29 protein-coding genes, 1 other RNA gene and 1 pseudogene are annotated in these 26,828 nt (G+C 62.3%); 21 read left to right on the top strand and 10 right to left on the bottom strand.

Going from position 1 to position 26,828, the window contains the following annotated elements; translation table 11 throughout:
* Positions 1 to 41: 41 nt before the first annotated feature.
* On the bottom strand, positions 42 to 734 hold the full coding sequence (locus AC0L2A_RS02610) for a GntR family transcriptional regulator (protein ID WP_084833754.1): 693 nt from the start codon (positions 732 to 734) through the stop codon (positions 42 to 44).
* A gap of 68 nt (positions 735 to 802) precedes the next feature.
* Between AC0L2A_RS02610 and AC0L2A_RS02605 the strand changes: the two genes are divergently transcribed.
* From AC0L2A_RS02605 to AC0L2A_RS02545, 13 genes and pseudogenes are all read left to right on the top strand, one after another.
* The gene (locus AC0L2A_RS02605; RefSeq protein WP_473607376.1) at positions 803 to 1,696 is read left to right on the top strand and encodes a dihydrodipicolinate synthase family protein; all 894 of its coding nucleotides are present in this window, start codon (positions 803 to 805) and stop codon (positions 1,694 to 1,696) included.
* Between the two features lie 10 nt (positions 1,697 to 1,706).
* Positions 1,707 to 2,153, top strand: coding sequence for a GNAT family N-acetyltransferase (locus AC0L2A_RS02600; RefSeq protein ID WP_473607375.1), 447 nt, complete (start codon positions 1,707 to 1,709; stop codon positions 2,151 to 2,153).
* Entirely contained in the window at positions 2,153 to 3,406 is a 1,254-nt protein-coding gene (locus AC0L2A_RS02595) for an NAD(P)/FAD-dependent oxidoreductase (protein ID WP_473607374.1), read from the top strand. Before AC0L2A_RS02600 ends, AC0L2A_RS02595 begins: the two co-directional genes overlap by 1 nt.
* A 12-nt stretch (positions 3,407 to 3,418) precedes the next feature.
* Positions 3,419 to 4,420, top strand: a complete 1,002-nt coding sequence (locus AC0L2A_RS02590; protein WP_473607373.1) for a 4-hydroxyproline epimerase — start codon at positions 3,419 to 3,421, stop codon at positions 4,418 to 4,420.
* A gap of 335 nt (positions 4,421 to 4,755) precedes the next feature.
* Positions 4,756 to 5,658 carry a branched-chain amino acid ABC transporter permease gene (locus AC0L2A_RS02585; protein ID WP_023800038.1) on the top strand — a complete coding sequence of 301 codons (903 nt, stop codon included), beginning with the start codon at positions 4,756 to 4,758 and terminating at the stop codon, positions 5,656 to 5,658.
* 106 nt (positions 5,659 to 5,764) lie between these two features.
* Positions 5,765 to 7,258 (top strand): annotated as a pseudogene (livM, locus tag AC0L2A_RS02580) (high-affinity branched-chain amino acid ABC transporter permease LivM); the annotation flags it as partial.
* On the top strand, positions 7,258 to 8,412 hold the full coding sequence (locus tag AC0L2A_RS02575; RefSeq protein WP_287240310.1) for an ABC transporter ATP-binding protein: 1,155 nt from the start codon (positions 7,258 to 7,260) through the stop codon (positions 8,410 to 8,412). The pseudogene livM and the gene AC0L2A_RS02575, both read left to right, overlap by 1 nt.
* Positions 8,412 to 9,140 carry an ABC transporter ATP-binding protein gene (locus AC0L2A_RS02570; RefSeq protein ID WP_027152864.1) on the top strand — a complete coding sequence of 243 codons (729 nt, stop codon included), beginning with the start codon at positions 8,412 to 8,414 and terminating at the stop codon, positions 9,138 to 9,140. The genes AC0L2A_RS02575 and AC0L2A_RS02570 overlap by 1 nt, the downstream gene beginning before the upstream one ends.
* A 17-nt stretch (positions 9,141 to 9,157) precedes the next feature.
* Positions 9,158 to 9,505, top strand: a complete 348-nt coding sequence (locus AC0L2A_RS02565) for a DUF6867 family protein (RefSeq protein ID WP_027152865.1) — start codon at positions 9,158 to 9,160, stop codon at positions 9,503 to 9,505.
* 139 nt (positions 9,506 to 9,644) lie between these two features.
* Positions 9,645 to 10,763, top strand: a complete 1,119-nt coding sequence (locus AC0L2A_RS02560; protein WP_287240313.1) for a branched-chain amino acid ABC transporter substrate-binding protein — start codon at positions 9,645 to 9,647, stop codon at positions 10,761 to 10,763.
* 234 nt (positions 10,764 to 10,997) lie between these two features.
* Positions 10,998 to 14,456 carry a pyruvate carboxylase gene (gene pyc, locus AC0L2A_RS02555; protein WP_473607371.1) on the top strand — a complete coding sequence of 1,153 codons (3,459 nt, stop codon included), beginning with the start codon at positions 10,998 to 11,000 and terminating at the stop codon, positions 14,454 to 14,456.
* 160 nt (positions 14,457 to 14,616) lie between these two features.
* Complete coding sequence (locus tag AC0L2A_RS02550) at positions 14,617 to 14,877, top strand: DUF2312 domain-containing protein (protein ID WP_023800031.1); 261 nt, start codon at positions 14,617 to 14,619, stop codon at positions 14,875 to 14,877.
* A gap of 47 nt (positions 14,878 to 14,924) precedes the next feature.
* A complete protein-coding gene (locus AC0L2A_RS02545; RefSeq protein WP_128181502.1) occupies positions 14,925 to 15,380 on the top strand; it encodes a hypothetical protein in 456 nt (151 codons plus the stop codon).
* A 22-nt stretch (positions 15,381 to 15,402) separates the two neighbouring features.
* Here the strand turns inward: AC0L2A_RS02545 and AC0L2A_RS02540 are convergent, their stop codons facing one another.
* On the bottom strand, positions 15,403 to 15,912 hold the full coding sequence (locus tag AC0L2A_RS02540) for an arsenate reductase ArsC (RefSeq protein WP_473607370.1): 510 nt from the start codon (positions 15,910 to 15,912) through the stop codon (positions 15,403 to 15,405).
* 217 nt (positions 15,913 to 16,129) lie between these two features.
* Here AC0L2A_RS02540 and AC0L2A_RS02535 point away from each other — a divergent pair, with 217 nt between their 5' ends.
* On the top strand, positions 16,130 to 16,474 hold the full coding sequence (locus AC0L2A_RS02535) for a hypothetical protein (RefSeq protein ID WP_473607369.1): 345 nt from the start codon (positions 16,130 to 16,132) through the stop codon (positions 16,472 to 16,474).
* Between the two features lie 60 nt (positions 16,475 to 16,534).
* Here AC0L2A_RS02535 and msrB read toward each other — a convergent pair whose 3' ends face one another.
* The 3 genes from msrB to AC0L2A_RS02520 form a co-directional block, all read right to left on the bottom strand.
* Positions 16,535 to 16,939 (bottom strand): peptide-methionine (R)-S-oxide reductase MsrB, encoded by a 405-nt coding sequence (msrB, locus tag AC0L2A_RS02530; protein ID WP_473513321.1) that lies wholly within the window; start codon positions 16,937 to 16,939, stop codon positions 16,535 to 16,537.
* 108 nt (positions 16,940 to 17,047) lie between these two features.
* A complete protein-coding gene (locus AC0L2A_RS02525) occupies positions 17,048 to 17,869 on the bottom strand; it encodes an MBL fold metallo-hydrolase (RefSeq protein ID WP_473607368.1) in 822 nt (273 codons plus the stop codon).
* Positions 17,870 to 19,060 (bottom strand): vWA domain-containing protein, encoded by a 1,191-nt coding sequence (locus AC0L2A_RS02520; protein ID WP_473607367.1) that lies wholly within the window; start codon positions 19,058 to 19,060, stop codon positions 17,870 to 17,872.
* Between AC0L2A_RS02520 and AC0L2A_RS02515 the strand changes: the two genes are divergently transcribed.
* Positions 19,053 to 19,544 carry a hypothetical protein gene (locus AC0L2A_RS02515; protein WP_473607366.1) on the top strand — a complete coding sequence of 164 codons (492 nt, stop codon included), beginning with the start codon at positions 19,053 to 19,055 and terminating at the stop codon, positions 19,542 to 19,544. The two genes, AC0L2A_RS02520 and AC0L2A_RS02515, sit on opposite strands and share 8 nt — an antisense overlap.
* Here the strand turns inward: AC0L2A_RS02515 and AC0L2A_RS02510 are convergent.
* Both AC0L2A_RS02510 and AC0L2A_RS02505 read right to left on the bottom strand, forming a co-directional pair.
* A complete protein-coding gene (locus AC0L2A_RS02510; RefSeq protein ID WP_473607365.1) occupies positions 19,522 to 19,968 on the bottom strand; it encodes a GNAT family N-acetyltransferase in 447 nt (148 codons plus the stop codon). The two genes, AC0L2A_RS02515 and AC0L2A_RS02510, sit on opposite strands and share 23 nt — an antisense overlap.
* A 174-nt stretch (positions 19,969 to 20,142) precedes the next feature.
* On the bottom strand, positions 20,143 to 20,982 hold the full coding sequence (locus AC0L2A_RS02505) for an AAA family ATPase (RefSeq protein ID WP_287072235.1): 840 nt from the start codon (positions 20,980 to 20,982) through the stop codon (positions 20,143 to 20,145).
* Between the two features lie 181 nt (positions 20,983 to 21,163).
* Here AC0L2A_RS02505 and ssrS point away from each other — a divergent pair.
* The 4 genes from ssrS to AC0L2A_RS02485 all read left to right on the top strand — a co-directional run bounded on the left by ssrS (position 21,164) and on the right by AC0L2A_RS02485 (position 23,747).
* Positions 21,164 to 21,319: non-coding RNA, 6S RNA (ssrS, locus tag AC0L2A_RS02500), on the top strand.
* Between the two features lie 94 nt (positions 21,320 to 21,413).
* Positions 21,414 to 22,001: a 5-formyltetrahydrofolate cyclo-ligase gene (locus AC0L2A_RS02495; protein ID WP_473607363.1), complete on the top strand. Its 588-nt coding sequence runs from the start codon at positions 21,414 to 21,416 to the stop codon at positions 21,999 to 22,001.
* 81 nt (positions 22,002 to 22,082) lie between these two features.
* Positions 22,083 to 22,907: a TIGR00282 family metallophosphoesterase gene (locus AC0L2A_RS02490; protein ID WP_023800020.1), complete on the top strand. Its 825-nt coding sequence runs from the start codon at positions 22,083 to 22,085 to the stop codon at positions 22,905 to 22,907.
* Positions 22,908 to 22,979: 72 nt separating this feature from the next.
* Positions 22,980 to 23,747, top strand: coding sequence for a TerC family protein (locus tag AC0L2A_RS02485; protein ID WP_473492175.1), 768 nt, complete (start codon positions 22,980 to 22,982; stop codon positions 23,745 to 23,747).
* 281 nt (positions 23,748 to 24,028) lie between these two features.
* On the opposite strand, the gene AC0L2A_RS02480 is transcribed toward AC0L2A_RS02485, so the two are convergent.
* From AC0L2A_RS02480 to AC0L2A_RS02470, 3 genes are read right to left on the bottom strand one after another with little or no spacing between them, the layout of a single operon-like run.
* Positions 24,029 to 24,493 (bottom strand): SRPBCC family protein, encoded by a 465-nt coding sequence (locus tag AC0L2A_RS02480; RefSeq protein WP_473607362.1) that lies wholly within the window; start codon positions 24,491 to 24,493, stop codon positions 24,029 to 24,031.
* 27 nt (positions 24,494 to 24,520) lie between these two features.
* Positions 24,521 to 24,883: a VOC family protein gene (locus tag AC0L2A_RS02475; protein ID WP_091593463.1), complete on the bottom strand. Its 363-nt coding sequence runs from the start codon at positions 24,881 to 24,883 to the stop codon at positions 24,521 to 24,523.
* Between the two features lie 16 nt (positions 24,884 to 24,899).
* The gene (locus AC0L2A_RS02470; protein ID WP_473607361.1) at positions 24,900 to 25,382 is read right to left on the bottom strand and encodes an SRPBCC domain-containing protein; all 483 of its coding nucleotides are present in this window, start codon (positions 25,380 to 25,382) and stop codon (positions 24,900 to 24,902) included.
* A 51-nt stretch (positions 25,383 to 25,433) separates the two neighbouring features.
* On the opposite strand from AC0L2A_RS02470, the gene AC0L2A_RS02465 reads away from it, so the two are divergent.
* Complete coding sequence (locus AC0L2A_RS02465; protein ID WP_023800015.1) at positions 25,434 to 25,757, top strand: ArsR/SmtB family transcription factor; 324 nt, start codon at positions 25,434 to 25,436, stop codon at positions 25,755 to 25,757.
* Between the two features lie 225 nt (positions 25,758 to 25,982).
* The gene (locus AC0L2A_RS02460; protein WP_023800014.1) at positions 25,983 to 26,732 is read left to right on the top strand and encodes a YebC/PmpR family DNA-binding transcriptional regulator; all 750 of its coding nucleotides are present in this window, start codon (positions 25,983 to 25,985) and stop codon (positions 26,730 to 26,732) included.
* Positions 26,733 to 26,828 lie beyond the last annotated feature (96 nt).

The following is a 26,828-nucleotide window of genomic DNA, read 5'->3' as shown; positions in this document are numbered from 1 at the left end:
GGGCGGAACTCAAAGAGCCTGCCGAAGCTTGATGCCGATCTCTAGCGCGTGGCAGCCGCCGCGGCATGGCCGCGCAGCAGCGCCATCAGGCGCTTGGCATCCTTGGCGGCGGCGTCCTCGTCGCCGTCGAGGATCGAGCGGATCAGCGCGACATGGTGCTCGGCCGATTCGGCAAGCCCGGTATCGGCCTTGTAGCGGAACCAGAAGCGGCGGCTGTGGGTCTGCAAGGGAGCTGCCAGCCGCGCGGCGAAGGGATTGTCGGCCGCCAGCGCCAGCGCCTCGTCGAGCGCCTTGTCGGCCTGAATGAAGGCCAGCACATTGCCCGATATCACCGCCCTCTGCATGGCCAGTGCCGCGTCGTGAAACAGGTCGGCGGCCTCGCGGGTGACGAAGCGGGCGGCCGAGCGGGCAAGAACCACCTCGACGCCACGCCGCGCATCGAGAACGCGCAACCAGTCGCCGGGATGCAGCGGGGCAATGGCGATGCCGGCACGCGGCCGGACATCCAGCAGTCCCTCCCACGCCAGCCGCTGGATCGCCTCGCGCACCGGCGTGCGGCCGAGCCCCAGCCTGTCGATCAGCGCGCCTTCGGTGATGAAGCTTGCAGGCGCCAGTTCGAGCGTCACGATCATGTGCTCGAGCACGCGGTAGGCTTTCGCCGCCACTGGCTCGAATGCGGGGCTTGTTTCATTGAATATCAAAGGCGAGCTCCTGATATATTTTTGGTATATCATACCGAAATCCGTGTTGACAGTCCGTTTCCTAATAAATATACGACTGATATATCAGATGGAGCACCGCTATGTGGACAGGAGTTCTCCCCGCCGTCACGACCAAATTCACTGAGGACGACCGCCTCGACCATGCCGAGATGGAGCGCTGCTTTGCGCTGCAGATGGAGGCTGGCTGCGACGGCATCATTGTCTGCGGCTCGCTCGGCGAGGGGCCGATGCTCTCGCATGACGAGAAGATCGACGTGCTGAAGACCGCGCAGAAGATCGCCGGCGGCAAGCCGGTTCTGCTGACGGTTAACGAAGCCGGCACCCGCGAGGCGGCGGCGATCGCGCGCCGCGCCGCCAGAGAGGGCGCCAACGGGCTGATGGTGGTGCCGAGCCCGATCTATCACACCAATGCGGAGGAGACGGTTGCCGCACTGCGCGCCGTCGCCGAGGCCGGCGACCTGCCGGTGATGATCTACTCCAACCGGCTTGCCTACCGCGTCGACGTCACCGTCGATCAGATGGAGGAACTGGCGAAGGACAAGCGCTTCGTCGCCATCAAGGAATCCTCCGACGACATCCGCCGCTCGACCGAAATCATCAACCGCTTCGGCGACCGCTATGATTTGTTCACCGGCGTCGACAATCTGGCGTTCGAGGCGCTGTCGGTCGGCGCCATCGGCTGGGTGGCCGGGCTGGTCACCGCGTTTCCGCGCGAAACGGTCGCGATTTACCAGTTGATGAAGCAGGGCCGCCGCGAGGAGGCGCTGACAATCTACCGCTGGTTCCGGCCGCTGCTCGACCTCGACGTGTCGACCTATCTGGTGCAGAACATCAAGCTCGCCGAAGTCCTGGCGATCAACACCAACGACCGCGTGCGCATGCCGCGCCAGCCGCTGTCGGGCGAGCGCCGCAAGATGGTCGAGAAGATCGTCCGGGATGCGCTGGCGGCGCGGCCGGAGCTGCCGAGGTTTTGAGGAAGGTCTTATGCCGTCTCGGATCCGTCTCAAACGTGTCGAAAGCGATGGAGATTGGGCGGCATATCACCGTATTCGTAAGCGGGTTCTTTGGGAGAACCGGGGCCTGGATGGATATGACGAACAGCATCCCGACGACCGTCTTACGAGCAATCACCCACTGCTCCTCATGCACGATGGCAAGCCGGTAGGCACTGCCAGACTAGACGTTGCTGGTCCGCGCCTCGGCGTTGTCAGGCTTGTTGCCATCAAACCGAATCTGCAGCGGCGTGGCCTAGGCCGGATTCTCATGCAGGAAGTCGAGAGCTATGCCCGCCACGTTGGTTTGGAGCGGCTTGAAGTCAATGCCGCTAAGGAGGCAGAGGGGTTCTATCAAAGCCTCGGCTGGGTGGCCGTTCAGTCCGACCGGAAAAACCCATTGATGACAAAGTCCCTCAGTCCTGGAGAAATCCAATAGTGGCGGCGCCAAACCAGACGGTCGACATCGCCATTGTCGGCGGCGGCATCATCGGCATCTGTGTCGCCACCTATCTGGCCGAGGCGGGGCGAAACGTCACGATCTTCGATCGGACGGGGATCTGCGAGGAAACGAGTTCCGGCAATGCCGCCGCCCTGGCCTTTTCCGATGTGCTGCCGCTGGCCCACAAGGGCATGATCAGGCATCTGCCGAAATGGCTTGCCGATCCGCTCGGCCCGCTCAGCATCCCGCCCGCCTACCTGCCGAAGCTGCTGCCCTGGCTTGTTCGCTTCTGGCGCGCCGGGCAAAGCGGCCGCTACGAGGCCAGCCTCGCGGCGCAGGCCGCGATGATGCGGCTCGCCGAGGCCGAATGGGCCGGGCTGATGGCGCGCTCAGGCACCGAAAATATGCTGCGCGAGGACGGCTCGCTCGAACTTTACGAGAGCGAGGCCGAATACAAGGCGTCGCTGCCCGGCTGGGCGGCGAGGCAACGCTTCGGCATCGGCTTCAGCCATGTCGAGGGCGATGCGCTCGCCGCCTTGCAGCCGGGCCTGTCGCCGCGATTCGTCAAGGGCACTTTCGTGCCGGGATGGAAGACCGTTACGGATCCGAAATTATTGGGCAAAGCGATCTGGGCCTATGCCGAAACCAAGGGCGCGCGTTTCGAAAAGGCTCGGATCGACCACGTCGGGGCGGGACAGGACGGCGCGACATTGACGCTGGCCGACGGCACGGTGCGGCAGGCAAAATGCCTCGTCATCGCCGCCGGCGCCTGGTCGCATCTCCTGGCGAAACATATCGGCGACCGCATCCCGCTCGAGACCGAGCGCGGCTACAACACGACGCTGCCGAAGACCGCCTTCGACGTGAAGCGGCAACTGATCTTCTCCGGCCACGGCTTCGTCGTCACGCCGCTTGAAACCGGCGTGCGCGTCGGCGGCGCGGTCGAGCTCGGCGGCATCGAGCGGCCGCCCAACTACGCCCGCTCGAAAGCGCTGCTCGACAAGGCACAGAAATTCCTGCCGGGGCTTGACCCGGCCGGCGGCCGCGAATGGATGGGATTGCGGCCATCGCTGCCGGATTCGCTGCCGGTGATCGGTGGCGCCAGGCGGGCCGGCACGATAGTCTATGCCTTCGGCCACGGCCATCTCGGCCTCACCCAGGCGGCTGCCACCGGACGCCTGGTTCGCGATCTCATTCTCGGCCAAAATCCGGTGTTTGATCTGTCTCCGTTTTCTCCGAACCGCTTCTGACGGGATCTAGAAATGGCGCGCCACTCCTTCTTCTGCATCGACGGTCACACCTGCGGCAATCCGGTGCGGCTGGTCGCCGGGGGCGGACCGCAGCTCAACGGCGCGACGATGATGGAGCGGCGCGCGCATTTCCTGGCCGAATATGACTGGATCCGAACAGGGCTGATGTTCGAGCCGCGCGGCCATGATTTGATGTCCGGCTCGATCCTCTATCCTCCGACGCGGCCCGATTGCGACATCGCCATCCTGTTCATCGAAACCTCGGGCTGCTTGCCAATGTGCGGTCACGGCACCATCGGCACGGTGACGATGGCCATCGAGCACGGGCTGGTCAAGCCGAAGACACCGGGCTTGCTCAGGCTGGACACGCCGGCCGGCCTGGTCACCGCCGAGTACAGGCAGGTCGGCGACTATGTCGAGGAGGTGCGCATCACCAACGTGCCGTCCTTCCTCCATGCGGAGGGTCTGACTGTCGAATGTCCGCAGCTCGGCGAGATCAGAGTCGATGTCGCCTATGGCGGCAATTTCTACGCCATCGTCGAGCCGCAGAAGACCTTTCGCGACATGGCCGACCACTCTGCCGGCGACCTCATCGCCTGGAGCCCGGTGGTGCGGCAGCGGCTCAACGAAAAATACGCCTTCGTGCATCCCGAGAATCCCGGCATCGGCCGGCTGTCGCACATACTGTGGACGGGCGCGCCGACCGACAGCCAGGCTGATGCGCGCAACGCCGTCTTCTACGGCGACAAGGCGATCGACCGCTCGCCTTGCGGCACCGGCACCTCGGCGCGGATGGCGCAGCTTCACGCCAAGGGCAAGCTTGGGACCGGCGACGAATTCGTCCACGAATCGATCATCGGCTCGCTGTTCAAGGGCAGGGTCGAGAAGGAAGTCACGGTGGCGGGCAAGCCGGCGATCATCCCCTCGATCGGCGGCTGGGCGCGCATGACCGGATTGAACACGATCTTCATCGACGATCGCGATCCGTTCGCGCACGGATTCGTCGTCAAATAGAGAGAATCCTGACGCAGGGGAATCGAACAGAATGCAAGGATCGATTGCCCAGACGGCGCAACGATCCCGCTCATCAACTTATTTTTACGGCGATTCCTTCGAAGCATCGTGCAGTTTGACGACGAATCGCCAAAGACATTGCGTTAGGCCAATGATAGGGTCGGCGATAGTCCAGAGGCCGGGAAGGGAAGAACGGGCAATCCGATTGCGTGCTTCAAAATCACGCATGCCGATTAAAGAATGACGTTGCAATCCGGGCTCGAAACTTTACGACTAGGGGAAATACGAAAAGGAATGCGTCTGCATGGGCGACATTCCAGGGGAGCCACGACAGCATGCAGTATTTTGTCCAGCAGCTTATCAATGGGCTGACGCTGGGATCGATCTATGGACTGATCGCGATCGGCTACACGATGGTCTACGGCATCATCGGCATGATCAATTTCGCCCATGGCGACATCTTCATGGTCGGCGCCTTCGCCGCCCTCATCGTTTTCCTCATCCTCGGCGCGATGTTCTATTCGGTGCCGGTGGTGATCGCGCTGCTGGTCATGATGATCGTCGCGATGCTGTTGACCAGCCTGTACAACTGGACGATCGAAAAGGTAGCCTACCGGCCGTTGCGCGGGTCGTTCCGGCTGGCGCCGCTGATCACCGCGATCGGCATGTCGATCGCGCTGTCGAACTTCGTCCAGGTGACGCAGGGGCCGCGCAACAAGCCGATCCCGCCGATGGTGTCCAAGGTCTATAATATCGAGGGCGTCAGCGTGTCGCTGAAGCAAATCGTCATCGTCATCGTCACCGCGCTGCTGCTGGCGCTGTTCTGGTACCTGGTCAACAAGACCTCGCTGGGTCGAGCCCAAAGGGCTTGCGAGCAGGATCGCAAGATGGCGGCGTTGCTCGGCATCGACGTCGACCGTACCATCTCGATCACCTTCGTCATGGGTGCGGCCCTTGCCGCCGTCGCCGGCACGCTGTTCCTGATGTATTATGGCGTCATCGCCTTCTCCGACGGTTTCACGCCCGGCGTGAAGGCGTTCACCGCGGCCGTGCTCGGCGGCATCGGCTCGTTGCCCGGCGCCGTGCTCGGCGGGCTTATGATCGGCTTCATCGAAAGCATGTGGTCGGCTTATTTCTCGATCGACTACAAGGACGTCGCGGCCTTCTCCATCCTGGCGATCGTGCTGATCTTCCTGCCTTCCGGCATTCTCGGCCGGCCAGAAGTCGAAAAGGTCTGAGTTCATGGCGGTCACCACGTCTCCGGAGCGCGACATCGTCGCCACTCCCATGCAGCGCGCTACCCGCGAAGCGCTTTATGCCGGCGCCATCGCGCTCGGCCTGTTCGTGCTGTTCATCGGCCTGAGGACCGATCAGAACATCTCCAACGAGCTGATACTTGTACAGCGCTGGTGGCTTCTTGCAGTCGTGGTCGTGCTGACCATGGCTGGCCGTTTTCTCTATGTCGCCTACGGACAGCCTTTCCTGGCAAATCAGAAGATCGTCGACGTCGCCACCGGCCTGCTACCGCAGAGCATGGCGGCGCGGTTCTTCCGCCTGCCGTATTTCATCGCTGCCATCGTCATAGTGGCCGTGCTGGTTTTCCTTGCCGGCTCCCTTGACGGATTGCTGGGCCCCGGCCTGGCCGGTTATGCACGGTTCCTGAGAGCGCTGGCGACCATCTACGCCCTCGCCTCGGTGATGTTTTATTTCCGCACCTTCATCCATGCCCATTTCTCGGCATTGGGCATAACCGCACTGGCGCTCTACCCAATCATCGTTGTGCTGGTGCTTGCTGTGTATGGAGGATCGGTGGCCGCCGGGTTCCAGGGTTCTCTGAAATGGGTCGACAATTACGGCATTCAGATCCTGATCTATGTCATGCTGGCCTGGGGGCTGAACATCGTCGTTGGCCTCGCCGGCCTGCTCGACCTTGGTTATGTCGCCTTCTATGCCGTCGGCGCCTATGCCTATGCGCTGCTCGGCACGCAATACGGCCTGTCGTTCTGGATCCTGCTGCCTGCCGCCGGCGCCATGGCCGCCTTTTGGGGGGTGCTGCTCGGCTTTCCGGTGCTGCGCCTGCGTGGCGACTATCTGGCGATCGTGACGCTGGCCTTCGGCGAGATCATTCGTCTCGTGCTGATCAATTGGCGTGAGGTTACCAACGGCTCGGCCGGTATCTCCGGCATTCCCAAGGTCACGTTTTTCGGACTGATGTCGTTCAACGTCTCGGATCCGAACTATATCGCCAAGGTCTTGGACATCGCCACGTCGAGCGCCTATTACAAAATCTTCCTCTACTACCTGATCCTCGGGCTCTGCCTGCTCACCGCCTTCGTCACCATAAGGCTCAGGCGCATGCCCGTCGGCCGCGCCTGGGAAGCGCTGCGCGAGGACGAGATCGCCTGCCGCTCGCTCGGCATCAACACCACCACCACCAAGCTCACCGCCTTTGCCACCGGCGCCATGTTCGGCGGCTTCGCCGGCTCGTTCTTCGCCGCGCGGCAAGGTTTCGTCAGCCCCGAATCCTTCATCTTCCTGGAATCGGCCATCATCCTCGCCATCGTCGTGCTCGGCGGGATGGGTTCGCTGGTCGGCATCGCCGTCGCTGCCATGGTGATGATCGGTGGCACCGAGGTGCTGCGCGAACTCGATTTCCTGAAGCAGGTCTTCGGTCCCGACTTCACGCCGGAACTCTACCGCATGCTGCTGTTCGGCATGGCCATGGTCATCGTCATGTTGTGGAAGCCGCGCGGCTTCGTCGGCAGTCGTGAACCGACAGCCTTTCTCAAGGAGAGCAGGGCTGTATCCGGCTCCTTCACCAAGGAGGGCCACGGCTGATGAGCGATGCGAACCCATCCGTGAACGATGCCATCCTGCAGGTCGAACATCTGTCGATGAAGTTCGGCGGTCTGGTCGCCATCGGCGACCTGTCCTTCCAGGCCAGGCGCGGCGAGATCACCGCGCTGATCGGGCCGAACGGCGCCGGCAAGACAACCGTGTTCAACTGCATCACCGGCTTCTACAAGCCGTCTGAGGGCATGCTCACGCTCAACCGGCGCGACGGCTCGAGCTATCTGCTCGAACGGCTGCCGAACCATGAGATTCCGGCGCGAGCCAAGGTGGCGCGCACCTTCCAGAACATCCGCCTGTTTTCCGGCATGACGCTGCTGGAGAACCTGCTGGTGGCGCAGCACAACAAGCTGATGAAGGCGTCCGGCTACACTGTCCTCGGCCTGTTTGGCTTCAGCGGCTACCGGACGGCGTCGGCCGAGTCGATCGATCTCGCCAAGCACTGGCTGGAAAAGGCCGACCTCGTCGATCGAGCCGACGATCCGGCCGGCGACTTGCCCTACGGCGCGCAGCGGCGCCTGGAGATCGCGCGGGCCATGTGCACGGGTCCGGAACTGCTCTGCCTCGACGAACCGGCGGCAGGGCTCAATCCGAAGGAATCAATGGCGCTCAACGCGCTCCTTATGGACATCAAGGACAACACCGGCACCTCGATCCTGCTGATCGAGCACGACATGGCGGTGGTCATGCAGATTTCCGACCATGTCGTGGTGCTCGAATACGGGCGCAAGATCTCGGACGGCAGTCCGCATGCGGTGCGCACCGACCCGCGTGTCATCGCCGCCTATCTTGGCGTCGAAGACGAGGACGTCGAGACGGTGCTGATCGAGGTCGGCGACGAAGACGTCATCGAGCAACTCGACACCGGCCCGGATTCGACGCACGGTCCGGACTCGTCGTCCTCGTATTTCGCCGGGCCAGTGATCGACACCGTCGGACACAGTGAGGGCGAACGCGTCACGGTGTCGAAGGGCGCGTCGAAAGCCGGGCAGGTCGATGCAAGGTCGGGCGCGGCGGCAAGGCCCGCATCGCCGGCCGAAGCCAAACCGACGGAGAAACCTTCCGCGACAAAGCCGGCCGCCAAGGCTCCGGCAAAGCCCAAGACACCGGGCGACTCCAACCGGGGCGGAGGGAATGAATGATGGCCGGCACAACGCTGCTCGACATCAAGGGCGTCCAGACCTACTACGGCAACATCAGGGCGCTGAACGGCGTCGATGTCACCGTCAAGCAGGGCGAGATCGTGGCGCTGATCGGCGCCAATGGCGCCGGCAAGTCGACGCTGATGATGACCATTTTTGGTGCACCACGGGCGCGGGCGGGCACCATCACCTTCGCCGGCACCGACATCACCCAGTTGCCGACCCATGAGATCGCGCGCATGCGCATCGCCCAGTCTCCGGAGGGCCGGCGCATCTTCCCGCGCATGACGGTGATGGAAAACCTGCAGATGGGCGCCAGCCTCGACGACCTCAAGCACTACGACGAGGACGTCGAGAAGGTGTTCACGCTGTTTCCACGCCTGAAGGAACGCATTGCCCAGCGCGGCGGCACGCTGTCGGGCGGCGAGCAGCAGATGCTTTCGATCGGACGTGCGCTGATGGCGCGGCCGAAACTGCTCTTGCTCGACGAGCCGTCGCTGGGCCTGGCGCCGCTGATCGTCAAGCAGATCTTCGACGCCATCCGAGAGTTGAACCGCACGCAGGGGCTGACCGTGTTCCTGGTCGAGCAGAACGCCTTCGGCGCGCTGAAGCTCGCCACGCGCGGCTATGTCATGGTCAACGGCAACGTGACGATGAGCGGCACCGGCAAGGAGCTGCTCGCCGATCCGGACGTGCGCGCCGCCTATCTCGAAGGCGGCCATCACTGAGTTCAGGAGTCTTCATTATGCAGGGCATTCTCTATGAGGAACCCTCGGTCTGGCAGTTCTTCTTCGTCACCTGCCTGCTTGGCGGCTGGGCGGCGTGGATGACGGGCAAGGCCTGCGCCCAGACATGGCGCAGCGTCGTCCAATTGTTCGCCTATTTGCTCGGCCTCGGTATAGCCGTAAGGTTCATCCATCACGCGCTGTTCGGCGGCACGATGTTTTCGCTGCACTACTACATCGTCGACACCATCGTCCTGATGATATTGGGCTTCATCGGCTATCAATACACGCGCACCAACCAGATGGTGACACAGTATAGCTGGCTCTACGAAAGAGCATCGCTTTTGAGTTGGAAACCAAAAGGTTGACGTTCATCATTAACGCCTTTTCGCGGATGAATCGGCGTGACAAGTGCCTGAAAATCGGCAAAGTACGCTTTCTGCGAGTAAAGGTGGGCATCGCATGAAAGCATCATCCACGCCCACTCTGTAAATGGGAGCGTTTTACATGAGAAAATCACTTTTGTCCGCCGTCGCCCTGACCGCGCTCGTCGCGTTCAGCGGAAGCGCGTGGGCTGACGTCCTGATCGGCGTTGCCGGTCCGATCACCGGCCCGAATGCCGCCTTCGGCGCGCAGTTGCAGAAGGGCGCCGAACAGGCTGTCGCCGACATCAATGCGGCCGGCGGCATCAACGGCGAGCAGGTCAAGCTCACGGTCGGTGACGACGTCTCCGATCCGAAGCAGGGCATTTCGGTCGCCAACAAGTTCGTCGGCGACGGCGTCAAGTTCGTGGTCGGCCACTTCAACTCGGGCGTTTCGATCCCGGCATCGGAAGTCTACGCGGAGAACGGTATCCTCGAGATCACGCCGGCCGCGACCAACCCGCAGTTCACCGAGCGCGGCCTGTGGAACACGTTCCGTACCTGCGGACGCGACGACCAGCAGGGCAGCATCGCCGGCGCCTATCTCGCGGAGAACTTCAAGGATGCCAAGATCGCGGTCGTCCACGACAAGACGACCTATGGTCAGGGCCTTGCCGACGAGACCAAGAAGGCGATGAACGCTGCCGGCGTGACGGAAGTCATGTATGAAGGCGTCAATATCGGCGACAAGGACTTCTCGGCGTTGATCGCCAAGATGAAACAAGCCGGCGTTTCCATCATCTATTGGGGTGGTCTGCACACCGAAGCCGGACTGATCATCCGCCAGGTGGCTGACCAGGGCCTCAAGGCCACGCTGGTTTCCGGCGACGGCATCGTGTCGAACGAACTGGCCTCAATCGCCGGTGACGCGGTCGAGGGCACGCTGAACACGTTCGGCCCGGATCCGCGTCTGATCCCGGAGAACAAGGAACTGGTCGAGAAGTTCCGTGCGCAGGGCTTCGAGCCGGAGGCCTACACGCTTTATTCCTACGCCGCCATGCAGGCGATCGTGGGAGCCGCCACAGCCGCCAAGTCGAACGATCCGATGGAAGTTGCCAAGGCTCTCAAGGCCAATGGCCCGTTCAAGACCGTGCTGGGCGATCTTTCCTACGACGAGAAGGGCGATCCGACACTGCCTGGTTACGTCATGTACGAATGGAAGAAGGGCGACGACGGCAAATACACCTACGTCCAGAAGATGTAAGCCTGCCGACGACGACAATTTCGGAATGCCCGGCGCCTCGCGCCGGGCATTTTTATGTGTGCCGTTTTACCTTTCCTCGGGGCACCTTTGCGCATTCGAGGGAAGGCGCGGCGCTCTACCCAATGAGCGGATTTAAATCGGTTTAATGGCCGTCGCCCGATTTTGTTTGCGCTGCAGCATTTTCGCGTTAATCATGGCGCAGTTCCCCTTCCGTCAGCGTCCGGAGCCTTGTCCTTGGCAATCACGAAGATCCTTGTCGCCAACCGGTCCGAAATCGCCATCCGCGTCTTCCGCGCGGCCAACGAGCTCGGCCTCAAAACCGTGGCGATCTGGGCCGAGGAGGACAAATACTCGCTGCACCGCTTCAAGGCGGATGAAAGCTATCAGGTCGGGCGCGGGCCGCATCTGAACAGGGATATGGGACCGATCGAAAGCTATCTGTCGATCGAGGAAGTGATCCGCGTCGCCAGGCTTTCGGGCGCCGATGCCATCCATCCGGGCTATGGGCTGTTGTCGGAAAGCCCTGAATTCGCCGAAGCCTGCGCCAAGGCCGGCATTATTTTCATCGGACCCAAGCCGGATACGATGCGCAGGCTCGGCAACAAGGTCGCCGCACGCAACCTGGCGATCGAGGTCGGCGTGCCGGTAATCCCCGCCACCGATCCCTTGCCGGACGACATCGGGACGGTGAAGGCGCTCGCCAGGACGATCGGCTATCCGGTGATGCTGAAGGCGTCGTGGGGCGGCGGCGGCCGCGGCATGCGCGCCATCCGCTCGGAAGTCGATCTCGCCCGCGAGGTGACGGAGGGCAAGCGCGAAGCGAAAGCCGCCTTCGGCAAGGACGAGGTCTATCTCGAAAAGCTGATCGAGCGCGCCCGCCATGTCGAGGTCCAGGTGCTGGGCGACACACACGGCAATGCCGTGCACCTGTTCGAGCGCGATTGCTCGATCCAGCGCCGCAACCAGAAGGTGGTCGAGCGCGCGCCGGCGCCGTATCTCGAAATGTCGCAGCGCGAAGAGCTTTGCGGCTACGCGCTGAAGATCGCGCGCGAGACGAGCTATGTCGGCGCCGGCACGGTCGAGTTCCTGCAGGATGCCGACACCGGCACATTCTACTTCATCGAAGTCAATCCGCGCATCCAGGTCGAGCACACCGTCACCGAGCAGGTGACCGGCATCGACATCGTCAAGGCGCAGATTCATATCCTCGATGGCTTTGCCATCGGCACGGCGGAATCGGGCGTGCCGGCGCAGAAGGATATCAGGCTCAACGGCCACGCGCTGCAGTGCCGCATCACCACGGAAGATCCCGAGCATAATTTCATCCCCGACTATGGCCGCATCACCGCCTATCGCGGCGCCACCGGTTTCGGCATCCGCCTCGATGGCGGCACCGCCTATTCCGGCGCGGTCATCACCCGCTTTTACGATCCGCTGCTGGAGAAGGTGACGGCCTGGGCGCCGACGCCGGCCGAGACCATCGCCCGCATGAACCGGGCGCTGCGCGAGTTCCGTATTCGCGGGGTGGCGACCAACCTCACCTTCCTCGAGGCGATCATCAATCACCCAAGTTTCGCCGAAAATTCCTATACGACCAAGTTCATCGATACGACACCGGAACTGTTCGCGAGCGTGAAGCGGCAGGATCGCGCGACCAAGCTGCTCAACTACCTGGCCGATGTCAGCGTCAACGGCCATCCCGAAACCCGTGGCCGGCCGCAGCCTAAGGCCGATGCGGCGGCACCCATGGTGCCCTACCTCAACGGCAACGTGCCCGATGGCAGCAAGCAGAAGCTCGACGCGCTTGGGCCGGAGAAATTCGCGGCCTGGATGCGCGCATGCAAAGAAGTGCTGGTCACCGACACGACGATGCGCGACGGACACCAATCCCTGCTCGCGACGCGCGTGCGCACCTATGACATCGCCGGCATTGCCGGCACCTATGCACGCGCGCTGCCGCAGCTTTTGTCGCTCGAATGCTGGGGCGGGGCGACCTTCGACGTCGCCATGCGCTTTCTCACCGAGGACCCGTGGGAGCGGCTGTCGCTGGTGCGCGAGGCAGCGCCCAATCTGTTGCTGCAGATGCTTTTGCGCGGCGCCAACGGCGTCGGCTACACCAATTATCCCGACAATGTCGTCCAGCATTTCGTTAAACAGGCAGCAAGCGGCGGCGTCGACCTGTTCCGCGTCTTCGACTGTTTGAACTGGGTCGACAACATGCGCGTCGCCATGGACGCGGTCGGCGCCGAAGGCAAGCTGATCGAAGCAGCGATCTGCTACACCGGCGACATACTCGACCCGGCCCGAGCCAAGTACGACCTCAAATACTACGTCGCGCTGGCCAGGGAGTTGCAGGCGGCCGGCGCCCATATCGTCGCGGTCAAGGACATGGCCGGGCTCTTGAAGCCGAATGCCGCCCGCGCACTGTTCAAGGCGCTGCGCGAGGCGACCGACCTGCCGATCCACTTTCACACGCACGACACGTCAGGCCTGTCGGCGGCGACGGTGCTGGCGGCGGTGGACAGCGGTGTCGACGCCATCGACGCGGCGATGGATGCCCTGTCCGGCAACACCTCGCAGCCTTGCCTGGGCTCGGTCGTCGAGGCGCTGAAGGGCACTGAGCGGGATCCGGGCCTCGACCCGCAATGGATCAGGAACATCTCGTTCTACTGGGAGGCGGTGCGCAACCAGTATGCTGCCTTCGAAAGCGACCTGAAGGGGCCGGCCTCGGAAGTCTACCTGCACGAAATGCCGGGTGGGCAGTTCACCAACCTCAAGGAGCAGGCGCGCTCACTCGGGCTGGAGACGCGCTGGCACGAAGTGGCGCAGACCTATCACGACGTCAATCTGATGTTCGGTGACATCGTCAAGGTGACGCCGTCGTCCAAGGTTGTCGGCGACATGGCGCTGATGATGGTGAGCCAGGACCTGACGGTTGCCGATGTCGAAAATCCGGCCAGGGATATCGCCTTCCCCGACTCGGTCGTGTCGATGCTGCGCGGCGACCTCGGCCAGTCGCCCGGCGGTTGGCCGGAGGCACTGCAGAAGAAGGTGCTGAAAGGCGACAAACCGATCGCCGTGCGGCCCGGTTCGCTGCTGAAAGCTGCCAATCTCAAGGCCAGCCGCAAGGAGATCGAAGACAAGCTCGAACGCAAGCTCAGCGAGTTCGAATTCGCCTCGTGGCTGATGTACCCGAAGGTCTTCTCCGACTTTACCGCAGCGCAGGAAACTTATGGGCCGGTCAGCGTGCTGCCGACGCCGACCTATTTCTACGGCATGAAGCCGGAGGACGAGATCTTTGTCGACATCGAGAAGGGCAAGACGCTGGTGGTGCGCTGCCTGGCCATCGGCGATGTCGACGAGAAGGGCATGGTCACCGTGTTCTTCGAGCTCAACGGCCAGCCGCGCCGGGTCAAAGTGCCGGATCGGGCGCACGGCGCTTCCGCCGCCAAGGCGCGGCGCAAGGCCGAGCCCGGCAACGAGGCGCATGTCGGCGCACCGATGCCGGGCGTCGTCTCGGCGCTCGCCGTTGCCGCCGGCCAGGCGGTCAAGGCCGGCGACGTGCTTTTGTCCATCGAGGCGATGAAGATGGAGACGGCATTGCATGCCGAGCGTGATGGGGTTGTCGCCGAAGTGCTGGTCAAGACCGGCGACCAGATCGACGCCAAGGATCTGCTGATCGCCTTCGGATGAGACAGAAATGTTGCTCAGGCAGAGTTGTCTGCGTCTGGCGGCAGCCCTTCATGCCGCATCGATAACAGCTTGACCGGTCGCCTCCGGTCGGGCATCGAACCGCTGCAAATTCGCCGCGACGGTTCGTGAGTCGCGGCATGGAAAACGACGCGGAGAAAAAATGGCCGACGACATCACCGAGACCAGCCAGACTGTTGCCGCCGGCCAGCTGCGAGCCTTCATCGAGCGCATCGAGCGGCTCGAGGAAGAGAAGAAGACGATCGCCGACGACATCAAGGAAGTGTTTGCCGAGGCCAAGGGCACCGGCTTCGACACCAAGGCGATGCGGTCGATCATCCGGCTGCGCAAGAAGGACCAGGCTGAGCGGCAAGAGGAGGAAACCATCCTCGATCTCTACAAAGCCGCACTCGGCATGGTGTAAGGCTGGTACAGCCCTGGGCGCCGGTTGCGCCCGCAACGGGTCGAACCATGAGCGAATTCGACTTTGGCGGCCGCCGCGCCTCTGAGTTCCGCCAACGCGGCTTCTGGACGCTGTTCGCGGAACGGCATCCGGAAGAAAGGCCTCTGATGGCGCGGCGCGGACCCTGGTTCTGGCAGCGCGGGCTGCCCGACTTCGCCTTGGTCCTTTCCATGTATGTCGCGCCGGCGCAGAACCATGTCGGCGTCTTCTTCGGCCGCAACGAGAAGTTCGGTGCCACGCAAGCCTGGTCGCGGTTGAAGCCGTTCCAGCCGGCGATCGAAGACAGGTTGAAGCTCAGGCCGGAACAGAGCTGCGAAGGCCTCGGCATCAATTCGCTGTGGCGCGTGAACTGTTTTGCCGAGGACAATTGGCCGGCCATGGCCGACTGGCTGGTGACGGAAGCATCGCGTTTCGAGCGCGCCGTTGCCGAGGTGCTGGGCGAGGGTGGCGAAGCCGGTTCGTGAATTCGCGTCGCAGTGGCTTGAGTTAGTTCGGCTTCGCCGTGTCGCGGCCAATCCGATCGAGATGCTGTTGCAGCGCCAGATGGTCGAGCGCATCCATCCGCAGATTGGTGAACAGCGAGATGCGGTTGTTGAGCATGCGATAGGCATCGGCAAAGGCAAGATGCAGTTCGGCTTCGGTGCCGTCTGCCTTGGCTGGGTCCGGTATCGACCAGAGCGCGGTCATCGGATGACCCGGCCAGATCGGACAGGATTCATTCGCGGTGCTGTCGCAAAGCGTGAAGATGAAATTCATTTCCGGCGCGTCGGGCTCGGCAAACTCGTCCCAGCCTTTCGAACGGGCGAAGCTCGTATCGTAGCCGAGGCTTTCGAGCAGCTGCAGTGCGTAGGGATTGACCTCGCCCTTCGGTTGCGAACCGGCGGAAAACGCCTTGAACCTGCCGCCACCGATCCGGCTGAGAATGGCTTCCGCCATGATCGATCGCGCCGAATTGGCGTTGCAAAGAAACAGCACGTTGTAGACATTATCGCTCATCTCAAGACCTCCCTTGGCAGGCGACTGGATGATGGAGGCGGCAGAGTCCGGCAAGGTGTCTTTGCCGAAACGCCAACAAGGGCGACGTAGAAAGGTTTCACGACCGTTTGATGACAATTTGTCAAATCATACGCTTGCGTGGCGATGATCGATTTGCGTTGACAGGCTTGCTGCTTTGGAAATCTCTGCGGCTGTCGAATGAGGGAAAGCCGCATCGATGAGTGCGCCAGAGACTTTCGAAGGCGAAGACGGCAAGGCAGTCCGTGCGGCGGGTTTCTTCCGCTCGCGCTGGCAAGGCACGGCGCCGCTAGACCGGCTGTTCTGGCGCGACCTTGTCCTTGTCGGCACGGCGATCAACATCGCCGTGTCGGTGCTGGCGCTGATCCTGCTCGGGCTGAAGCTGCCGCTCGCTCTCGTTCTGGCGGTGCATTTCGCGCCGGTGCCGTACAATTTCTTCCTGACTTTTGCGGTGTGGCGGACCGCCGAGAAAACCGGCGGCGTCAAGGCTTCGCTGATGACGCTGGGGGCTGTGCTGTGGCTGATCCTGGTGGTGGTGATCTGACGAACAGTGCTGCCGGCAAAGGCCGGCGGAAGCCGTTGTTTGACAACGTCTGGATTCCAGTCAGGCAGCCGGCTCGAATTTCAGCGCGACCCCGTTGATGCAATAGCGCAGGCCGGTCGGCGGCGGGCCGTCCTCGAAGACGTGGCCGAGATGGCTGCCGCAGCGGGCGCAGTGGCATTCGGTGCGAACCATGCCGTAGCTGCGGTCGACGGTCGTCTCGACCGAACCGGGCACCGGATCGTTGAAGCTTGGCCAGCCGGTACCGCTCTCGAACTTCAGCTTGGATTCGAACAAGGGCTGGTCGCAGCCGGCGCAGGAAAATGTGCCGGCGCGCTTCTCGTGAAGCAGCGCGCAACTGCCCGGCCGCTCGGTGCCGTGATTGCGCATCACCGCATATTGCTCCGGCGTCAGCCGGGCGCGCCATTCGGCATCGGTGCGGGTAACAGGGTAGGTGTGACCATCCATTTTTGCCTCTTAGCTCATGCTGCTATTGGGCTGCTTTCCCAAGTTCGCCTAAAATAGGCATTTGTTACGGCGTTTGCCGGTATTTCCAATCCTGCGGCGAAGAATTCCTCAGGCCATCGCTGCCAGATAGCGCGCAACAGATCTTGCAAATGCCGTCTTTGCATCGCCGATGACGTTCTGGTTCCACCATGCGCCATAGATATGGTCGAATGCGAAAGGCTCCAGTGCCGACGCGATGTGGATTACCTTCTGCGCATTGAGCGGGATGTAGTTCGGGTAGCTGTACATGAAGCTGACATGGCGGCGGGTTGGCGTCACCTGCAAGATGTCACCGGCCAGGATGGCGTCGTCGCCGTCGCGCTTCCAGTGCAGCACCTGGCCACCGGCAAAGTGACCGCCGCAACGGATAAGTGTCAGCGAGGGGTTGAGGGCGCGCGTCTCGCCCTGCCAACTGACAACAGCCGGATGCGGCCGCATGATCCACTTGCGGTCATCGGCATGCAGATAGATTGGCACGCCGCCAAAGGCTTCGCTCCACTCGACCATCGCCGAATAATAATGGCAGTGCGAAATGGCGATCGCGGCCAGGCCGCCTCTTCGGTTGATTTCGGCCACCGCCTCGTCGCTGACCATCGAGATGCAGTCCCACAGCACATTGCCGTGCGGCGTCTGTGCCAGCAGCGCCCGCTGACCGATGGCGAAGCGCGGCTCGATGCCGAAGGCGAGCACGCCGGCGTCGTCCTTCATCACGATCCGATGCCCGGCGGCGAGCTCTTGCGGCGTGATCCAGGCCTGGCCCTCCCAGCGCACATATTGCCGCTCGTCCTCGCAGATCGGGCAATGGTCCGGCGGCGTCGCTGCCGCCGCGAACTGGACGCCACATTGCAGGCAGAGGAAACAGGTCGGCCGTCCTGTTTTGCGTGAATCCATTCAGTGCTTCCTTGAAAGCTGCTTCGTCGCGGCCCCGAGCCCGGCGAGCGTCAGCGGAAACATGCGGCCTCCGAAGATGTCGCGGATCATGGCGATCGAATGGGTAAAACCCCAGTGCTTTTCGCTTTCGGGGTTGAGCCATACCGCGTTCGGCCATTGCTGCAGCAGACGGCCGAGCCAGACGACGCCGGCCTCCGGATTCCAGTGCTCGACCGAGCCGCCGGGATGCGCAATCTCATAGGGGCTCATCGAGGCATCGCCAACGACGATCACCTTGTAGTCCGGACCGTATTTGTGGAGGAGATCGAAGGTCGGAATCACCTCCGCATGGCGGCGGCGATTGTCCTTCCACACGCCCTCGTAGAGGCAGTTGTGGAAGTAAAAATATTCGAGCTGGCGGAATTCGGCGCGAGCGGCCGAAAACAGCTCCTCGACGCTTCTGATGTGATCGTCCATCGAGCCGCCGACATCGAAGAACATCAGCAGCTTCACGGCGTTGCGCCGCTCGGGCCGTGTCTGCACGTCGAGATAGCCGTGCTCGGCCGTGGCGTGGATGGTGCCGGGCAGGTCGAACTCCTCTTCGGCGCCTTCGCGCACCCAACGGCGCAATCGCTTCAGCGCGATCTTGATGTTGCGGGTGCCGAGCTCGACGGCATCGTCGAAATTCCTGAATTCACGCTTGTCCCAGACTTTCACCGCACGGCGGTTGCGGCTTTCGTGCTGGCCGATGCGAACGCCTTCGGGATTGTAGCCATAGGCGCCGAAGGGTGAGGTGCCGCCGGTGCCGATCCATTTCGACCCGCCCTGGTGGCGGCCATTCTGCTCCTCCAGTCGCTTTTTCAGCGTTTCCATCAGCTCTTCGAAACCGCCCAGGGCCTCGACCAGCTTTTTCTCCTCATCGGTCAGGTGCTTTTCGGCAAGCCGCCGCAGCCATTCCTCCGGGATGTTTTCGACGTCGACCGGGTTTTCGCCAGCCAGCGCTTCGACACCCCTAAAGACGTGCGAAAAGACCTGGTCAAAACGGTCGATGTGGCGCTCGTCCTTCACCAGTGCCGAGCGGGCGAGGTAGTAAAAACCCTCGACGTCATAGTCGACCAGCCCCGCCTCCAGCCCTTCCAGCAGCGACAGATATTCCCGGAGCGAGACCGGAACCCGCGCAGCCTTCAGTTCGAGGAAAAAGGGGATGAACATCGTGCGACTTTTATCTGTGCCCTTCGATCTTCTCGCGAGCGGCGCTGGCGATGAAGGCGGAACGCGTGAGGCCGCGCCGGCTCGCTTCGGCATCGATTGCCGCCAAGAGACCTGCGTCGAGCGACAGATTGGCTCGGACAGGCCGTCCGGAATCGATCAGCACGGGGATCATCACGGCAGATTCTCCGGCGGCGCTGTCGATTTCGCCCAGTCGGAGCAGATCTGCCACCGTGCGCGCGTCGGGCAAGGGCAAGTGCTTCGCCATTCGTACCTCAGCCCATTCGCGAACGGCGGAGGTCGCATCGGCTATCGCCTCCTCGGGACTTGCGCCACCGCCGTGACATCCGGGAAGATCGGGCATCCGCACTCCCCAGACATCATCTGCGCCGTCAAGGATTCCGACATGGTGGGTCATGATTTGTCCTCAAATCCTTCCGGCAAGCCGGGCGATCGACCGTTCATCACATCAGATCATACTCGATGAAGCCGGTCCGCCGTGCCACGTGGTCGTAGAGCTTGCGCGCGGTGGTGTTGGTCTCGTGCGTCATCCAGTAGACGTTCTTGACGCCGATCTTGCCGGCTTCCTGCTTGACCGCCTCGATCAGGGCGGCGCCAACGCCTTTGCCGCGCACATCCGGGTCGGCGAACAGGTCCTGCAGATAGCAGTTGTTTTTTTCGGACCAGCAGGAGCGATGGTAGAGATAGTGCGTCAGGCCGACCGCCTTGCCGCCGAACGTGGCGATGAACCCTTTTGGTTCAAACTCACCCGCTGTGAACAGGCGCTTCCAGGTGACGGCGTAGACGTCTTCCGGCAGTTTGGTTTCGTAGAAGGCGAGGTAATCAGTCCACAGACGCTGCCAGTCGGCATGGTCGGATTGTGCGAGTGGGCGGACGGTGATCTCGGTCATTTCATTTCCTTCCGAAGCTTCGGGCCAAGGCTGCCCCGGTGCCCGGACGGCGGCAACGGTCCAGCAACGGGAAAGCGCTGTCCGCCGCATGCCCGGCCCTGCGCTATGGCTTCGGGCGTTCGTCGCTCGAAAAGCCAAATCGTTGGCTGTTCGTCGGCCTTTGCCGACCGCTCCTCACCCCTGCCTTCTCGCCATAAAGGCCAGCCGCTCGAACAGATGCACGTCCTGTTCGTTCTTCAACAGCGCGCCGTGCAGCTTGGGCAGTGCGTTCTTCGGGTCGCCGCGCAAATCCTCGGGCGCGATATCGTCGGTCACGAGCAGGCGGATCCAGTCCAGTGCCTCGGAGGTCGACGGCTTCTTCTTCAGGCCCGGCACGTCGCGGATTTCGTAGAACTGGGTGAGTGCGGCGCGCACCAGGTTCTGCTTGATGCCGGGATAGTGCACGTCGACGATCCGATGCAGCGTCTCGACGTCCGGAAAGCGGATATAGTGGAAGAAGCAGCGGCGCAGGAAAGCGTCCGGCAGCTCCTTCTCGTTGTTGGAGGTGATGATGACGATCGGGCGCACAGCGGCGCGGATCGTCTCGCCGGTCTCGTAGACGAAGAACTCCATTCGATCGAGTTCCTGCAGCAAATCGTTGGGGAACTCGATGTCAGCCTTGTCGATCTCATCGATCAGAAGCACGACCTTCTTGGCCGTCGCGAAGGCATCCCACAGCTTGCCACGCTTGATATAATTGCTGATGTCGTTGAAGCGCTCGTCGCCGAGTTGGCTGTCGCGCAGCCGCGACACGGCGTCATACTCGTAGAGGCCCTGCTGCGCCCTTGTCGTCGACTTGACATGCCATTCGATCAGCTCGAGGCCGAGCGCGGCCGCCACCTGCCTGGCCAGTTCGGTCTTGCCGGTGCCGGGCTCGCCCTTGACCAGCAATGGCCGCTCCAGCGCGATCGCCGCATTGACCGCCACCATCAGATCCTTGTCGGCGACATAGGCCGCCGTGCCTTCGAAACGCATTTTTGCTCCTCGGTTTTCATGGCAACCGTAAGGAGACAGCCCAGCCCATGCAAGGCGCAGCGGCGAGGGCGCGGTGAACCCATGTGCCGCGCAGTTCCCAGGCAGGGCCTTACGACGAATAAAGCCGCCGAACATGGCCGTCTCTCTGGCGCTTAGCCTGCCATCGGCCTATATTGGGCGTGACGGTCTGCGCTTCCCGGCAGGAGAACATTTTCCCCGGGGCCTTAATTATCCCTAGGGAGCTGTCCCTGGGAAGACCCGTGGGTTTTCTCATACGGCGCCCACCTACTTTGTAGGTTCCCGGGATCGCTCTCTCCACCGGTTGTGTGGATCGTCACTTGACGCAAAGGATCCACGCTTCGGTGGATCATGCGGTGGAAAACGTCGCTCCTAAAACTCCATCCAAATCTGACCTTTTCTATCGTCGGCGCATGACATCCTCGAAAGACCTGAAAAGACAGTTGCGACGCGAAGCACTCGGGCGCCGCGATGCGCTCGATCCGTTCTGGCGGGTGGAAGCAGCGCTCGAAATGGCCGAGACGGCGCGGGACAGCATTGCGATGGAACCGGGCCAGATTGTCTCCGGCTTCTGGCCGATGCGCTCGGAAGTCGACGTCCGGCCGTTGATGTTCGCCTTGCGCGAAAAAGGTGCACGGCTTTGCCTGCCGGCGATTCTCGACAAGACCACCATCGTCTTTCGCGAACTGGTGCGCGGCGCGCCGATGATCGACATGGGGTTCGGCACCGTCGGGCCGCATGAGGAGGCCGAGGTGCTCGATCCCCAGGTGATGCTGGTGCCGCTCGCGGCTTTCGACGCGCGCGGCCACCGCATTGGCTATGGCGCCGGCTATTACGACCGTGCCATCGCGCGGCTGGTCGACAAGGGGCAGCCGCCCAGGCTGATCGGCATTGCTTTCGACTGCCAGCAGGTGGCGCTGGTGCCGGACGAGCCGCATGACGTGACCATTCCGGAAATACTCACCGAGAGCGGGTTGCGCCAGTTCGCGCCGAAATTGTAGATAAGTTCCTGGACGCATGGTCTTTTCCGGAAGTCATGCAGCTTTTTGCTTCGCTGACCTTCGGTTCGGGATCATGTTTAGATGAGACTTCTCTTCCTCGGCGATATGGTCGGCAAGACGGGACGCACGGCGGTGTGGGAACAACTGCCCGGCCTGATCTCGGATTTCAAACTCGACTTCGTCATCGTCAATGGCGAGAACGCCGCCGGCGGCTTCGGCATCACCGAAGAGATCTTTCGCGAGACGATCTCGGCGGGCGCCGACGTCGTCACAACCGGCAATCATGTCTGGGACCAGCGCGATGCGCTGGCTTTCGCGCCGCGCGAGGAACGCTTTCTGCGTCCGTCCAATTTCCCCAAGGGCACGCCGGGGCGGGGCTCGGGCGTCTACATCGCCAGGAATGGCGCGCGCGTTCTGGTCGCCAACATCATGGGCCGGGTGTTCATGCATCCCGAACTCGACGATCCATTTCAAGCCGGCGAGCGCGAGCTTGCCGCATGCCCGCTTGGCGAACAGGCCGATGCGGTGGTCATCGATTTCCATGCCGAGGCGACCTCTGAAAAAATGTGCTTTGCGCACTTCGTCGACGGCCGCGCCAGCCTGGTCGTCGGCACCCACACGCATCAGCCGACCGGCGACCACCATATCCTCAACGGCGGCACCGGCTATATCTCAGACGCCGGCATGTGCGGCGACTATGATTCTTCGCTCGGCATGGACAAGGAGGAGCCGCTCAACCGGTTTCTGTCGAAGGTGCCGAAAGGGCGCTTCGAGGCGGCGAGCGGCCCGGCGACATTGTGCGGCGTCGGCGTCGACATTTCGGATCGCAGCGGCCTGACCGAGCGGATTGCGCCGTTTCGCCGCGGGCCGCGGCTCGAGGAAACGGCGCCCTCGTTCTGGTCATGACATTGATGTAAGCGATTGCAGTACCTAATTGCCGGCTACGCCTGCTTCAGATCGTAAGAGGGGACGACCTCCATGCAGCTCATCGAATTCCTGGCGCCGCATTTCGCCTTTGTCTCCGATCCGACCGCATGGGTCGCGTTGCTGACGCTGATCGTGCTGGAGGTGGTGCTCGGCATCGACAATCTGATCTTCATCTCGATCCTGACCAACAAATTGCCGGAGGCACAAAGAGCCCGCGCCCGGCGAATCGGTATTTCGGCGGCGCTGATCATGCGGCTGGTGCTGCTTGCCACCATCTCGATCATCGTCCAGTTGACGGCGCCGGTGTTCACCGCTTTCGGCCATGGTTTCTCCTGGCGCGATCTGATCCTGATCGCCGGCGGCCTGTTCCTCGTCTGGAAAGCGACCAAGGAAATCCACCACACGGTCGATCTCGAGGACCATCAGGACACGATGATCGGCGAAACGCTGCAGCTTTCGCTGGGCGGCGCCGTCTTCCAGATCCTGCTGCTCGACCTCGTCTTCTCGATCGATTCGATCATCACCGCAGTCGGCATGACCGACGAGATCGCCATCATGTACATCGCCGTGATCGTGGCAGTCAGCGTGATGATGCTGGCGGCCGGGCCGCTCGCCAATTTCATCGCCAAGAACCCAAGCATCGTCATGCTGGCGCTGAGCTTCCTGCTGATGATCGGCATGACGCTGATCGCCGACGGCATGGGCTTCCACGTGCCGAAGGGCTACATCTACGCCGCCATGGGCTTTTCCGCTCTTGTCGAGGGCCTCAACATGCTGGCGCGACGTCGGAGGAAGGCAAAGGCGGGCGCGGGGCACTGAGGTTGGCGGGGCGAAGCGACGGCGCGAAGGCCTGAGCTCTGCCTCAATTGTCGCGGCCATGCAGAACCTTTGAGACGTCGGAGGGACAGCACCCCCCTCTGTCCTGCCGGACATCTCCCCCTCAAGGAGGGAGATTGGCAGCTTAGCGCTCCGCTCGTCCTGCAGCGTTGGAGATTGGCGACATCCGCTCTCCCCCCTTGCGGGCCCTTGCGGGGGAGATGTCCGGTAGGACAGAGGGGGTGGGAAGGATCGCTGCAAAACGGCTTTTTGCACCCAGCGCCTTAAGCGGTCGGCGTGCCCTTCGGATGACGGTCGCCGATCAAGCCAAGCGTCAAGCCTTTCTCCAACCAGGCCTTGGCGCCGGCGAGTACCAGCGCGAAGCCATCGGTCGAGCCGATCGCCTGCTTGACCTGTTCATCGGGGCTGCCGGCAAAACCGAAATTGCGAACCTCGACAAAGGTGCCGCCCGGCATCTCGGTAAAAGTCCAGACCACCGTGGTCGGCGGATCGCTCCATTGCAGGACGACCTTTTCGTTGCTGACGAACTCGCTGACCGTGACCGGCGTCGAAACGCCATACATCCGCCATTCCCAGCGAACCTCGTTGCCGCTGTCGAGCCTGTCGCTGCCGTGGGTGAACCAGAATTTCGTCGTGATCGCCGGATCGACGATGGCCTCGAATACTTCTGCGACCGGTCTCCGGATCAGCATGCCGGATTCGGCGGTCGGTATCTCACGGAAGTCCATTTCGTCCTCCTTCCGTACAAGTTTCTGTCACCAGGCGTCGGGTTCGCGCACCAAGTGAATGATGTTGGCCGGATTGGTGATCCAGCCGCCACGAAAACCTTCGCCGAGCGCCTCGATGGCGTCGCAGCGCACAACACCGGCCTTGGCGAGATGATCGGCGGCGGCCGAAAAATCGTCGGTGAACAGTTCCAGCCAGACCTCGGCCTGGCTCAGCATCGGCGCCTCGTCGATCCACAGGCGATTGGGGCCGAGCTCGAATCCGATGGCCGGCGCCTTGGCCGTGAACGGTTTTAGGCCGACGACATCGCGGTAGAAGGCGATCGTCGCCTGGTGTTGGTGGGGCGGCACTTTCATGGCGATGTTGATGCCGCCGGTGATTTTCGCAGCCATTCTTTCCTCCGTCTTCTCAGATATTGTCTTCATTGGCGGGCTTGCCCTTCATCTCGCTGCGATAGTAGCCATCGCGCAAATTGATGCCGTATTCGACGTAGGCCTTCATGCAGGCCAGCATCTGCGACCAGCCCTCGCAATTGAGGTAGGACTTCTTCAGGCCGACCGCGTCCTCGTGCCAGCCGGCCTCGGCGATGGTGACGAAGGTGCCGCCGTCGTCCAGCGGCTCGAAATCCATCTCGATGCGCGTCTTGTAGGCCGGCTTGCCGTCGGCGTCGGTGGCGTCCCAGCGCAGCACGATGCGGTTGTCTTTCTCCACCTCGTCGACCTCGACCGGGACCTTGCCCCACCAGACGACCCTGGCGCCGGCCACCAGCGGGGCACTGGCGCCGCCGATGGTGGTGAAATAGCCGCTGAGCTTGTTCGGATTGACGACCGCATCGAAGACTTCGGCAACCGGTTTGCCGATGCGGCCCGAAACTCTGAATCCAAGAGACATATCCACAGCTCCTTCCTTGATCGGATCGATATTATGTTATAAGAATATAACATGTCAAGCAAGGCGCAGGATGACAATGTTTTCAAGGCGCTGGCGCATCCGCGCCGGCGCGCGCTGCTCGACGAGCTAAAGGACGCGCCGCGGACCACCGGCATGCTGTGCGATGCCTTTCCCGACATGGACCGCTGCACCGTCATGCTGCATCTGAAAGTGCTGGAGGAAGCCGACCTGGTGGTGGCGCGGCGCGAGGGGCGCGAACGCTGGAACCATCTCAATGCGCTGCCGATCAAGCAGATCCACGACCGCTGGATCAGCCAGTACGCCACGCATGCGATCAGCATTCTCGACCGGCTGAGATCCGATCTGGAGGAGTGAGCGTTCGCAGGAAAGCAGCTGGCGGTTACCTTGCCGCACCATCCTTACGGCGCGGCTGGACGAATTGAGCCGATTTATCTATAAGCCGGCCATTCCGAGATAGAGCGCCGTACGTCCATCCGGACGCAGCAGGGACGTTCTGAAATTTTGACTTCGAGCATTTTGTCAAAGGCGAGGTGACTACCTCGCTGCAGGATGTTCTGCCAAGAAGACGACAGGGGTGCCATGGCTGGCCATTCACAGTTCAAGAACATCATGCACCGCAAGGGCCGCCAGGACGCGGTGCGGTCGAAAATGTTTTCCAAGCTGGCGCGCGAAATAACCGTCGCCGCCAAGAGCGGCACGCCGGACCCGTCGATGAACCCGCGCCTGCGTCTTGCCGTGCAGAACGCCAAGGCGGTGTCGATGCCGAAAGACAACATCCAGCGCGCCATCAACAAGGCGTCGATGGGCGACGCCGAGACTTACGAAGCTGTGCGTTACGAAGGCTACGGGCCGGGTGGTGTTGCGCTGATCGTCGAGGCGCTGACCGACAACCGCAACCGCTCGGCGTCGAATGTCCGCGCCGCCTTCACCAAGGCCGGCGGGGCGATGGGGGAAACCGGCTCGGTGTCGTTCATGTGGGACCGTGTCGGCGAGATCTTCTATCCGGCATCGGTAGGCAGCGCCGAGAAGGTCATGGACGCGGCGATCGAGGCCGGGGCCGACGACGTCCAGTCGGACGAGGAAGGCCACACGATCTATTGCGCCTTCGAGAATCTTGGTGAGGTGTCGAAGGCACTGGAAGGCGCGCTCGGCGAGGCTGAATCAGTGAAGCCGATCTGGAAGCCGCAGACCAATATTGCGGTCGACGAGGAGCGGGCACAGTCGCTGATGAAGTTGGTCGCCACGCTCGAGGACGATGACGACGTGCAGAGCGTTTATGCCAATTTCGAGGTCGACGACGAGACCATGGCGAAACTCAGCGCTGCATGATCACAGTTCGGCCGGACATGAGCGGAACTCAGTCCGGCATGAGCACAGCTCAGTCCGAGATATGAGCGGAGCTTAATCTGACATATGAGCGGAACT

Source organism: Mesorhizobium sp. WSM4844 (assembly GCF_055811775.1).
This window is presented reverse-complemented; position numbering and strand designations above follow the sequence as displayed.